This window comes from Desulfitobacterium sp. PCE1 (assembly GCF_000384015.1).
GTDB lineage: Bacteria > Bacillota > Desulfitobacteriia > Desulfitobacteriales > Desulfitobacteriaceae > Desulfitobacterium > Desulfitobacterium dehalogenans.
On sequence record NZ_KB913023.1, the window covers coordinates 1192376 to 1204423 of the forward strand.

A 12048-nucleotide genomic window follows, 5' to 3' on the forward strand; every position below is an offset into this window, starting at 1 on the left:
AGGGCACCATGGAAAATAGACGGCCGGTTTGGACAGAAATCAATTTACAAGCTCTGCAGAGGAATTATGACCGGATTCAGGCATTGACCCAAAGTGAAATCATGCCGATAGTCAAAGCCGATGCATACGGACATGGAGCCTCACAGGTAGTAGAAGTATTTTATAAAAAAGGTGCTCGTCGTTTTGGGGTTGCTTTATTGGATGAAGCCTTAGAGCTTAAGAAGGCGTATCCGGATATAAAGGTGATGCTCATCGGTTCTTTGCCCATGGAATCCTTAGCAACAATCATTAAAGAAGATATTATCTGCGGGGTGTATCGGTTAGAGCAAGCGGTACTCTTGTCGGAAGAAGCTAAGAGACAAGGCAAGAAGGCGGTAATTCATCTTAAGGTGGATACAGGAATGGGGCGTATTGGCTTTAGAGAAGAGGATTGGGAGGAACTTTTCGACTGTACCAAGCTGCCTAGTCTTTACATAGAGGGAATCTATACCCACTTTGCCACGGCTGATCATGGAGATTTAAGGTTTGCCCGAGAGCAATTGAAGGAGTTTTTGGCGATTTGTGACAGAATCAAAGCACAAGGAGTCCATATACCCATCCGACATGCGGCCAACAGTGGAGCTCTGCTGCAGATGCCGGAGGCCCACTTGGAGATGGTGCGGCCGGGGATTATCCTTTATGGACTTCCTCCCTCCCGGCATGTGGGTAATGATATTGGCCTGGAGCCTGTACTTTCATGGAAAGCCAGAATTAGTCATATAAAGATGGTTCCCCAAGGGGAAACCATAAGCTATGGCAGGACCTTCAGAACGGCCTATCCCACCCGAGTGGCGACGATTCCCATTGGCTATGCTGATGGTCTGCGCCGAAGTCTGTCCAATAAGGGTGAAGTTTTAATTAAAGGCAGAAGAACGACCATGATCGGGAGAATCTGTATGGATCAGACTATGCTGGATGTCACGAAAGTACCGGATGTACAAATGGGCGATGAGGTTACTTTACTTGGTACGGATGGGTATGAACGGATCGATGCCACCGAAATGGCCGGTTGGTTAAATACCATAAATTATGAAATTGTGTGTGGAATATCGAAGCGAGTTCCACGGATATATATTAAGTAAAGAGGGATCTTTACATTATGGCGTAATTAGCGTTAGGTCGGGCACTTTCCCTATTGTGGAAGGTGCTTTTTTTCTTTAGTATTGAAGGATTTAGGCAAAGTTAAAGGCTCCGCTTTCTACAGAGAAGTAGTGTAAGCGCAGCCTTAGTTTAAATTTCTTTGGACTTGGAAAGAGTCTAAAAATCTGTTATAGGAAGGGGATTATTCTCCCGATGTTCTTGTGCTCTTTGGCAGTATCGGTCGGCTGTTGTTTTAAGGGTGTTTACTTCCTCAGGGGTGAGTTCCCTCACCACTTTAGCAGGCGATCCCATAATCAGAACATGAGGAGGAAAGTGTTTGTTCTCTGTAATGAGGGAGCCAGCAGCCACCAGAGATCCTTCCTCAATAATAGCCCCATTAAGAATCGTGGAGCCCATTCCGATCATTGAGCCTTTCTTAATGGTACACCCATGTAAGGTAACGGAGTGGCCTACTGAAACATCGTCTTCAACGACTACCGACACATTGGTGTTAACATGGATTACGGTGAGATCTTGAATATTTGATCGTTTACCAATATAAATAGAAGCTATATCACCGCGAAGTACGGAATTGTACCAAATACTAGCTCCATCTCCGATATGTACATCTCCGATTATTTTTGCTCCATCTGCAATGAAGACATCCTTACCTAGTGAAGGTTTTTTATCCATATAAGAATATAGCAATGGGCTTCTCCTCCTAACTTTTAATCAATATTGATAGATTTTACCAAAAGGAAATTGACTCTTAAATTATAAAATGATTTTTTTGTACTGTCCAGTATATTGACCAGACACTCAGAATCCGCTAATTTATCTGAACTATCTCTCTTATTAGAACGTTTTTAAATATAACAGTATTTTAAAGATAAAAGCTTTTTTTCCAGCTATTGTATTAATAAGATGGCTATGATATTTTATAGCCAGTAAATGGTGTTTTACACTGCGAAAGGTGGTTTTAATATATGAAACGTTGCGACCATTCCAAGAAGAAAAAGGTATTTATCACTGGAAGGATTCCCTCACTTGCCTATGAGCTTCTTTCTAAGGATTTTGAGGTGAATATGCATGACGATCTGCGCCTATTGAGCAAGGAGGAAATTATCTCAGGTTTGGAAGGAAAAGATGCTCTGCTCTGCCTTTTGTCCGATACTATTGATAAAGATATTATCGCAGCCAACCCTCAGCTTAAGGTGATTGCTAATTATGGAGCGGGCTATAACAATATCAATATTGCTGCGGCAGGAGAAGCCAACATTCCTGTAACCAACACTCCTGATGTGTCCACAGATGCTACAGCGGATTTGACCTTTGGTCTTATTCTTGCTATCGCTCGCCGCATTGTCGAAGGGGATAAAGAGACCCGTGCCGGACGCTTTAAGGGTTGGGCTCCTCTGTACCATCTGGGTGTTGATGTCACAGGAAAAACCCTCGGTGTTATTGGTATGGGAAATATCGGACAAGCTATTGCCCGACGGGCTAAAGGCTTTGATATGAAAATCGTCTATACTAGCCGAACACGCCTTTCGGTTCGACAAGAGAGGGAGCTTGGGTTCACTTATATGTCCTTGGAAGACGTGCTAAAAACTGCGGATTTTGTAAGCTTAAGCTTAAGTTATAGTTCTGCCACTCATCATATGATCGGTGCTAAGGAGCTGGAAGCCATGAAGCCTTCGGCTTATCTGATCAATACCGCCCGAGGAGCTTTGGTAGATGAGAAAGCCTTGTTGAAGGCTCTGGAAAACAAAACCATTGCTGGAGCAGCCCTTGATGTGTATGAGTTTGAACCTCAGATCACAGAAGGGCTGCAGAAGTTGGATCAGGTCGTCCTTACTCCTCATATCGGAAATGCTACGGTTGAGACAAGGGATGCCATGGCCGCTATTGCTGCCGAAAATATCATAGCCGTGCTGAAGGGAAAAGCTCCTTTGACTTGTGTCAATGCAAATCATCTGAAGAATAGGATTATGACAGCAAAATAAGAACGTCGCAGGGAACGGTAAAGTCCGTTCCCTTCTTTATTTCGAAAGAGTTCTAACAGGAACCTGTGTGTAATCCTTGATATAGCCCCTTAAGGAATGCTAAAATTGGGACATCGGATGAAAAGGAGATACAGGTGTGAGACGAACAAGCCGCTTTTGGTTTGCCCTATGGGCAGGTAAAGGAATAAGCAGTATATTAAAGCTTCTGGGCAAAAAAGGGACAACCCTGCCTGGTAAAATAGCCTTGAATCTTGAACCCCGTCTCATGGGCATGCTGAGCAGTGCCTATACGGACGGAATTATTATGGTGACGGGAACCAATGGAAAGACGACTACAGCCAACCTCCTAGCTCAGATCCTAAAGGCAGACGGGAAGACCTTTGCGTTTAATCAAGCAGGGGCTAACCTGGTCACAGGGATTACCGGTGCGCTGCTCGCAAATACCGGTTGGGGAGGACAAGCCAAAGTGAAGATGGCTCTCTTAGAAGTGGATGAGGCTACGGTACCGAAATTCTGTCAGCAGGTTATCCCTCAAATAGCCATCGTAACGAATTTTTTTAGGGATCAGTTGGATCGCTATGGAGAACTGGATACCACCATCAAACTAGTTCGGGATGCCATTCCCCCTCAGACTCATTTGATTCTCAACGCTGATGATCCCCTGGTGGCTCAGTTTGGTCGGGATCGAGTCCATACCCTGTATTATGGGGTAGAGCAAACTCCGGACAGCAAAACCTACAGCACAGAGACCCGGGAGGCGAGATTCTGCCCTCATTGTGGAGAAGAACTGGCCTATACACTTTACCATTATGGTCAATTAGGAATCTATGCTTGTCCTTGCGGTTATAAGCGTCCGGACCCCCCTGTACTGGCTCGAAGTGTGAAAGCAAGTGAAGATGGAATACAATTTAAGGTGGAACCGACTTCCTATTCCATAGCTCTGCAAGGATATTATAATCTTTATAATGCTTTAGCTGCCATGACGGCAGCCAAGCGTATAGGAATAAAAGATCGGGAAATTCAGAGAGGCTTAAGGGAATTCGTACCCCAGGCTGGCCGCATGGAGCAATTCATCTTACCCCAAGGGCCGGTTACCTTGACTCTGGTTAAGAATCCCACCGGCTTTAATCAAGTGATTCAGACTGTATTAAGTCGTAAAGAACGCCCCATTCGTCTGCTCATTGGTATTAATGATCTAGCGGCTGATGGTCGAGATATCTCTTGGTTGTGGGATGTAGATTTTGAGTGCTTAGGTCAGGAGGAGGAGCGGATTCAAAGGATAGTTTGTTCTGGGCTTCGGGCGGAGGATATGGCGGTTCGTCTCAAATATGCAGGAGTACCAGTGAGCAAGCTGTACCTTGAGCGCGAAATGGGCAATGCTCTGGAGAAAGTACACGAAGGCTCAGAAGGGCAGGAAAGCATCTTTATTCTCCCTACCTATACCTTACTTTTTCCTATGCGGGAAATTCTGGTGAACAAGCAAATTAAGGGAAGCAAGCCGAGCTTTACGCAGCAAATCCAAAGGGGGGAGGGGTGACCCTTGAAAATTAAACTCTGCCATCTTTATCCGGATTTGTTGGATCTTTATGGAGATCGAGGAAATATTCTTACTTTAGAAGCACGAGCTCGTTGGCGTGGGCTAGACTTTGAGGTTCAGAATGTGTCTCTAGGAGAAAGGATTGATTTTCATTCCTTGGACATTCTGTTTCTTGGGGGCGGATCCGATCGGGAACAAAGCATACTCGTGGCTGACCTTATGGGGCGGGTCGAGGAATTAAAAGCAGCAATTGAAGATGGGCTTGTAGTATTATCTATCTGCGGTGGTTATCAGCTTCTGGGGCAATACTATCAGACCACTGAAGGGCGTAGGATTCCCGGGTTGGGGATTTTGGATCTCTGGACCGTTGCAGGTGCCAACCGCTTAACAGGCAATGTGGTAGTGAACTTAGAGATTGAAGAGCTGACAGAGGCGAGTTCCAACACCCTGTCCACTTTGGTAGGATTCGAAAATCATTCGGGGAGAACCTATTTTAGCTCTGAGCTGAAATCTTTAGGTAAAGTCATCCATGGTCACGGGAATAATGGTGAGGATCAAGGTGAGGGCATGCGTTATAAAAATGTCTTTGGAACCTATCTCCATGGCCCGCTTTTACCTAAGAACCCTCATTTTGCGGATATGTTGCTAAGATTAGCCATGGAAAGAGGAGGAGGGGCTAAAAACTTAGTTCCTTTAGATGATCGATTAGAAATACTTGCTCATGAAACCGTAGTAGATCGAATTCTTTCAAAGCAGAAGAAAGTTTAGCAGAATACAGATTGGTAGTATATCATTGAGGCTATACTCATATAATAGATATAATCCAAAATAATAAGCTAATTAATGGAGAAAACTATGTGATGCCAAAATTTACATGGCGAATAGGGCTGATTTGAAGGTTTTTTAGCTTATCTCAAGGTTATACTTCGTTGACACTTTTTAGGGTTATTGTCTATAATGAAGTATAGCTGTGGCTAAATGACTTGGGGGTGCTGGTGTGGCAGAAAGTAAGCGGATAATGATTAGTTTGCCGGAGAATTTGCTCGCGGAAGTGGATGATGTCGTTACGCTAGAAAATAGAAATCGTAGCGAATTTATACGTGAAGCAATAAACAGTGTTCTTCATGAACGCCGGAAACGGGGAATCCGCGAGCAAATGCGTAAAGGTTATGAGGAAATGGCTCAATTGAACTTAGCCATTGCCAGAGAGCTGTTCCTCACAGAGGAAGAGGTCCAATTGGTTTATGAAGATTCTAATGTGGAGTGTCAGAGATGATCATAAAACGCGGGGAAATCTACTATGCTGAACTCAACCCCGTCGTCGGATCCGAGCAAGGCGGTACCCGTCCTGTGTTGGTGATCCAAAATGATATCGGAAATCAGTTTAGTCCGACGACTATTATTGCTGCGATTACATCTCAGATTGCAAAAGCAAAGTTGCCGACTCATGTGGAGGTGCGGGCAAAACGTAGTGGTTTAGAACGGGATTCGGTCATTTTGACTGAACAGATTCGAACTATTGACAAAAGCCGCCTCAAGGAGAAGGTCGCCGTTCTTGATGAAGAAGTAATGTTGAGAGTGGATCAAGCGATCGAAATCAGCTTGGGGCTGACTGATATTTAATAAGCATAAGAGTCGATTTAAACAATAAGATAAACACAACAGCGGCGTTGGTTGGAATGACTAACGCTGTTGTGTTTATTGATATCTCTTCATTTCTTGTGCAAATGGGGACAGGGTCTTTTTGCTAAAGCATTAATGGATAAAGGATATAAAGTAATAGATGCGGAAGAATTTTTGATATAATACTAATTCGTCTATCTCGGTGAGATTATGAGGCTTCTCTCTTGTAGGCGAATTAAAAAAAGCTACAGGAAATTTAATAATCTTGCGCGGAGGAACGGCATGAAAATTACTGTATTAGTTGAGAACCAAACGAAATGTGAATTAAAAGCTAAACATGGCTTATCATTATACATAGAAACGCAAAAGCATAAAATTCTATTTGACTTAGGTCCTGACAATACTCTTTTTGATAATGCTAAAACAAGAGGTATTGATCTTTCTGAGGTTGACACAGTTATTATCTCACATGGACATATGGACCACGGTGGTGCTTTAAGCCGCTTTTTACAAATCAACTCAATTGCTAAAATTTATGTGCAGAGGAAAGCATTTGAGCCACATTTCAACAAGTCTATTTTTCTGAAAGTGAGTATTGGCATAGACGATAAACTTAAAAACCATCCGCAGGTTGTCTTGGTCGAAGGTGACTACCAAATTGATGATGAATTGAGCCTGTTTACGGTAAGCCACACAGATAAATGTTACTCCAAAGCCAATGATACTTTGTATGCAAAAGGTCAAAAAGATGATTTTTTACACGAACATAACTTAATCGTTAGAGAAAAGCAAACGGCACTTATAATGGGGTGTGGTCATGCAGGCATTGTCAATATTATGGAAAAAGCGGAATCATATCATCCACAACTATGCATTGGTGGCTATCATTTGTTCAATCCATTGACTAGGAAAACTGTATCCACAACCTTATTGAATGATATTGCACAAGAGTTGCAAAAGTACCCCCAAATCCAATTCTATACATGTCATTGCACGGGAACAGAAGCATTTCAGTGTCTATCACGACAGATATCCAATTTGTTTTATCTGTCATGCGGGGAAATAATTGAAACCTGATTTATAGAGTTATGAGCATTTGACGCAACGGGCAACGGAGCCAGCCATACAAGATTTGGGCACCATTCGCAGTTTTTCAGAGGGAGAGAAAATGGCGGGAAGTAAAAAAACATAGTATTTATGCGGGTTTGCGGTGCGTTTTGTATCGAAATCCGTTTTTTTATGGCATGGGTATAGTTCTATTTTTTCATTAAGGATAAGACTCCCACCCGCTATAAGTGGGAGATAACCGCTGCTTCGTCCCTGTGATAGAGGAAGCTGACTTACTTCTCAAGCTTTAGCTTAGAATCACTTAATACAGAGAGTCGAATAGTATGTTTAAGGAAGAGGCTCTGAGCAATCGAATAATTAGGTGCTCAGGTCCAGTGTAGAGAAATGTATGGAGAGGAGATACATAATGAAGCGTAAACCTGTCATCGGCATAACCGCTGCTCATTGTAATGAGGAGTTAAAATCCTATCCGCGAGCCCGTTATGTGGAAGCTGTTATGCAAGCAGGGGGGCAGCCCATACTATTGCCCCCTCTCGCTACAGCTGAAGATGCCGAGGAAATCATTGCCCTTATCGATGGCCTTATTCTCACAGGAGGGGGGGATATCTCACCTATTCTGCTAGGGGAAGATCCTCTGCGGGGAATCGGGGACTGCATGCCGGATCGGGACTTCAGTGAGATTCTTTTGACCCAAAAGGCATTGGAAGTGAACCTTCCCCTCTTAGGGATATGCAAAGGGATTCAAGTCCTGACTGTGGCTGCAGGTGGAAAGATTTTTCAGGATATTGTTAGCCAATGTCCAGACTCCATGGAACATAAGATGAAAAGCCCTCGTGACTTCCCTTGGCATGAAGTAACCCTTATGGAATCTCAATTAAGAACCTACCTTGGTGAAGAGCGGATCGCAGTCAACAGCGTTCATCATCAGGCAGTTTCTGAGGTTCCTCAAGGATTTCTCATCAGTGCTGTCGCTCCCGATGGCATCATCGAAGGGATTGAGAAGGTTGGCGTACGCTTTTGCATAGGAGTGCAATGGCATCCTGAAGTGATGATGAAGGATAAAAGCAGTCAAAGAATATTCCAGGAGTTCGTGGAGGCAGGGGCAGGATATTACAGAAAAAGGCTTCTGTAAGTATCTTACTAAGTCGATCAAGTTATTTGCAGATTTTTAATTGACATCCTTTCATAAGAATACATAGTAATAAGATGGGTTTAATAATATGTAATTGATACAATGCCAACAGATTGGATGCCTGATTAATCAACTTAAGGCCCTGTGACATTAGTGAATTACTGATGTTATGGGGCCTTTAGTATTAAAAGCGCTTTAATATGAGATTGAAAGAGCATAAGATGAGTCTGGAGTTGATGTAAATCCCTGAAGAGAAATTGAAGAGATTCTATTGATAAAAGGTTTGTTAAGATAAGGTCGTTTCTTATTGTACTTACCTACTTCTAACTTTAAGACTTAAACTTTCATACAGTTCCTCATTGAAGACCTAAGCGCTTAAGCTTTTTCCAAAGACCTGTCCGAGTAATCCCCAAATACTGAGCCAGAGCGGTTTTGTTTCCTCCAAACTCAGCAAGTAAACTTTCGATTTCTTCTTTTTCAGAATTACCTTTGTCGGTCTCAACTACCCGAAGGTCGGGAGGCAGGTCCTTCGAATGAATGACGGAATCCTCTACAAAAACGTAAAGTCGATTAATAATATTTTGGAGTTGACGAATATTTCCCGGCCAAGTGTATTTGAGAAGGAGGCCTTGGGCGCTGGGAGAAAGGGTTTTCTCCGGAGTACCATGACTCTGGGCGAGGAATTGAAGCATATGCTCGGCTAGTTCCAGAATATCCTGACCTCGATCGCGCAAGGGAGGGATTTTGACTTCAATAGAATTAAGACGATAGAATAAATCTTCCCGGAATTCCCCTTGCTCAACCATCTGACTAAGGTCTCTATGAGTTGCGGAAAGGATGCGCACCTTAACAGGAATGGGCTTGATAGCCCCCAAAGGTTCTACTTCTTGCTCCTGAATAACTCTTAATAGTTTTGCTTGAAGTTCCGGAGAAAGTTCACCAATCTCATCCAGAAACAAGGTTCCCCTATTGGCTAGAAGGATTTTTCCGGGCTTGCCTCCTTTTGCTCCACCGCTAAAGGCTCCCTCCTGGTAACCAAAAAGCTCAGATTCTAAAAGATTAGCTGGTATAGCCGCCGAATTAACGACAATAAAGGGACCTTGAGCAACTTGGCTTGATTGATGAATCGCTTTAGCCAGCAGTTCTTTACCGGTTCCCGTTTCGCCGGTAATTAATATGGGGAAGTCGTATTGGGCGGCTCGAGCAGCATTTTGGATCGTGTCCTGCATGATTTTCGAGCTGCCGATAATCCGTGAAAACCCGGAAGTTCCTTGATCCTGTAGAGGATCTTTTCTTGTTTTTTTAAAGGATTGCAGGAAAGGCTTTGGTTCAGGGACTGCATTGGGCACGCCTTGGAGGTGGGCTACTATAGAGCTAAGTTGTTCTGTAGCCACTTTGAATAATCCGGACATATGAGGGGAAGAAGCTTTTTCGTCCATAGCAGCGGCCACCAACGCGGCTACAATATTTTCCCGATGTTCGATGGGGGCGTAAAGAATGGAGGTAAAACCTTGGTTCAAAAGCTCGTCAGTGTTTTGAGTTTGGGTATGAGCTAAACTATAACAGACAATACTCTTTACTTGGAGCATCTCGGCGATCTCCTTGTTCAAAGGTTTCCATTCGTTTTCCTGAAGGAATTTTTTGCCAGCGCTAACGAGGAGTTTCTGATTTTGATGCTCCTGATCAAGAAGACAGAGGTGTATGCTTTCAAGCTGAGTAGCGAGCTGCAATTGAGTGCAATAATCATTGAGAAAGTCAAGGATGTGCTCATCTTTAAGGTTTCCCGCGATACTGTGCAAAAAGGCAGATGTAGCTATTGCGTGATAGGAACGCTCCTCGATTATTCCGGAATGATAAAAGGCCTGGCTAAAGTGCCGGGAAATCTGATTAATTAAATATGCATCTTCTATCTCAAATTGCAAAGATCTGGTACCGCCCAATAAGATGGCACCGATTACCTCCTGGCCAAAGAGTATGGGAACTCTCATAGCGGAACGAAATCCTGTCTGATAAAGTAAAGGATCTTCACTGAAAGAGAAACTTTCCGGCTGAAGAGAGGAGCTCAGCTGGGGAGCTTCCGTTTCCAGAATCCAGCCTAAACCGGTCTTGCGAATCTGAGAATAAGGAGCGTATAAAGTGCCTTCTATTCCCAAGCCGATGGAGTAAGCATAGCTGTATTTGCGAAGGTGAGGATTTACCCGTACCAAATCAAAACGTTCAAAAGAGGTTGCCGCACTGATCATATTCACAATGCGCAATACGATTTCTTCCGGATCGGTGGTCAGGTCTTCAAGTGCTCTTTCAAATTGAGGAGGGAGTGTGGATGTAAAATTGGGTTCCAAGCCGAGAAGAAGCAGGCGGTGGGAATCGCCTCTTACCATAAAGAGTTCGACACTTAAAGCAACTTGATGATTGGCTACAGACCATGAGGTAATATCATTCTTCGGTTTTAGACTGAGAAGCATTTCTAAAGATTCATGATCCAGGGCATGAGTCAATTGTTTGGCATAATAATTCATCCGCTGTATTTTGTTATCGGAGTCTATACGGATTATCCCAAAAGGAAAGGATTCAAATAGTTCATCTCGCATAATCGTTCTCCCTAATCGATTTAAGGCTATACTCATGGCAGTCTAATGTGTTGTTTTAACTTTTTATCATTGGTGTTAACAGCTATTTTATTAAGTGAATTCGGTCCAAGTTAACACTGTTAACTTGACGGTGTTAATTAGTTAACCACTGTTGCTTAATATAACATGGAAAGTAAGCCTTTCTAGTGTTGGCATAGTTTTTGCAAAGTAATCTTCTTGTTGATAAAAGTGTTACTGAGGAGGGAAGAGGAGGCCTTCCTTAGGTCAAAAAGCACTGCTATTATTATAATTTGTAGGAGGGTTTAAAATGAAAAATCCAATCAAATCCGTTATAGCCCTATTGATCCGTCTCTACTTTGGTTACTACTTTCTTAATGCCGGAATTGGTAAATTCCAAACCGGTTTTAACGGAGAGTCAGTCGGTGGGTTCTTAAAAGGAGGGCTGGCTCAGACTGCAGGAGCTATAGCTGCTGCGGGTAAAACCGGGAAAGCCAATGTAACCGACACTTGGGGCTGGCTCATCAGCCATGTGTTTTTACCTAATGCAGATATTATGGCTTTCATGGTTAAAACCGGTGAAGTAATGATCGGGCTGGGACTTATTCTTGGCTGTTTTACCACATTAGCAGCATTCTTTGCTCTAACCATGAATTTTTCATTCTTACTTTCGGGTACAGTATCTTCTAACCCCCAAATGGTTATTGGGTTCTTGGTTATTTTATATTTTGCGGCAGCATCGGGGGCAATTGGAGTAGATCGCTTCTTTATGAATAAACTGGTGGACAAATTCCCCATCTTGAACAAAGGGTTCTTAAGACATCTTTTTCCGGTTGATGCCGGTCATAGAACCACAATAAATAAGGGAATAAATCAAGCGGGCTAATAATCCGGATTTATCTCAACACAATTCTAAAATATAATAAAGAGATATCTTGTGTTGTCTATGACAATATGAAATGGGAGCGTCTGCCCGAA

At 43.1% G+C, this 12048-nt stretch carries 11 protein-coding genes; 9 read left to right on the top strand and 2 right to left on the bottom strand.

What is annotated here, in order from left to right; all coding sequences use genetic code 11:
• The first annotated feature begins 8 nt into the window (after positions 1–8).
• Positions 9–1121, top strand: coding sequence for an alanine racemase (alr, locus tag DESPCE1_RS0105880; protein WP_019849791.1), 1113 nt, complete (start codon positions 9–11; stop codon positions 1119–1121).
• Positions 1122–1296: 175 nt separating this feature from the next.
• Here alr and DESPCE1_RS0105885 read toward each other — a convergent pair whose 3' ends face one another.
• Positions 1297–1827 carry a gamma carbonic anhydrase family protein gene (locus DESPCE1_RS0105885; RefSeq protein ID WP_014793198.1) on the bottom strand — a complete coding sequence of 177 codons (531 nt, stop codon included), beginning with the start codon at positions 1825–1827 and terminating at the stop codon, positions 1297–1299.
• Between the two features lie 278 nt (positions 1828–2105).
• On the opposite strand from DESPCE1_RS0105885, the gene DESPCE1_RS0105890 reads away from it, so the two are divergent.
• From DESPCE1_RS0105890 to DESPCE1_RS0105920, 7 genes are all read left to right on the top strand, one after another.
• Positions 2106–3122: a 2-hydroxyacid dehydrogenase family protein gene (locus DESPCE1_RS0105890; RefSeq protein WP_019849792.1), complete on the top strand. Its 1017-nt coding sequence runs from the start codon at positions 2106–2108 to the stop codon at positions 3120–3122.
• A gap of 136 nt (positions 3123–3258) precedes the next feature.
• On the top strand, positions 3259–4659 hold the full coding sequence (locus tag DESPCE1_RS0105895; RefSeq protein WP_019849793.1) for a MurT ligase domain-containing protein: 1401 nt from the start codon (positions 3259–3261) through the stop codon (positions 4657–4659).
• A gap of 3 nt (positions 4660–4662) precedes the next feature.
• Positions 4663–5427, top strand: a complete 765-nt coding sequence (locus tag DESPCE1_RS0105900) for a type 1 glutamine amidotransferase (RefSeq protein WP_019849794.1) — start codon at positions 4663–4665, stop codon at positions 5425–5427.
• A gap of 229 nt (positions 5428–5656) precedes the next feature.
• Positions 5657–5935, top strand: coding sequence for a CopG family ribbon-helix-helix protein (locus DESPCE1_RS0105905; protein ID WP_014793202.1), 279 nt, complete (start codon positions 5657–5659; stop codon positions 5933–5935).
• A complete protein-coding gene (locus DESPCE1_RS0105910; protein WP_005817423.1) occupies positions 5932–6282 on the top strand; it encodes a type II toxin-antitoxin system PemK/MazF family toxin in 351 nt (116 codons plus the stop codon). Before DESPCE1_RS0105905 ends, DESPCE1_RS0105910 begins: the two co-directional genes overlap by 4 nt.
• Positions 6283–6564: 282 nt before the next feature.
• Complete coding sequence (locus tag DESPCE1_RS0105915) at positions 6565–7359, top strand: MBL fold metallo-hydrolase (RefSeq protein WP_019849795.1); 795 nt, start codon at positions 6565–6567, stop codon at positions 7357–7359.
• Positions 7360–7756: 397 nt separating this feature from the next.
• Entirely contained in the window at positions 7757–8482 is a 726-nt protein-coding gene (locus tag DESPCE1_RS0105920; protein ID WP_014793203.1) for a gamma-glutamyl-gamma-aminobutyrate hydrolase family protein, read from the top strand.
• Positions 8483–8838: 356 nt separating this feature from the next.
• Here the strand turns inward: DESPCE1_RS0105920 and DESPCE1_RS0105925 are convergent, their stop codons facing one another.
• Complete coding sequence (locus DESPCE1_RS0105925) at positions 8839–11073, bottom strand: sigma-54-dependent Fis family transcriptional regulator (RefSeq protein WP_019849796.1); 2235 nt, start codon at positions 11071–11073, stop codon at positions 8839–8841.
• Positions 11074–11380: 307 nt separating this feature from the next.
• Here DESPCE1_RS0105925 and DESPCE1_RS0105930 point away from each other — a divergent pair, with 307 nt between their 5' ends.
• On the top strand, positions 11381–11956 hold the full coding sequence (locus DESPCE1_RS0105930; protein ID WP_014793205.1) for a DoxX family membrane protein: 576 nt from the start codon (positions 11381–11383) through the stop codon (positions 11954–11956).
• Positions 11957–12048: the final 92 nt, after the last annotated feature.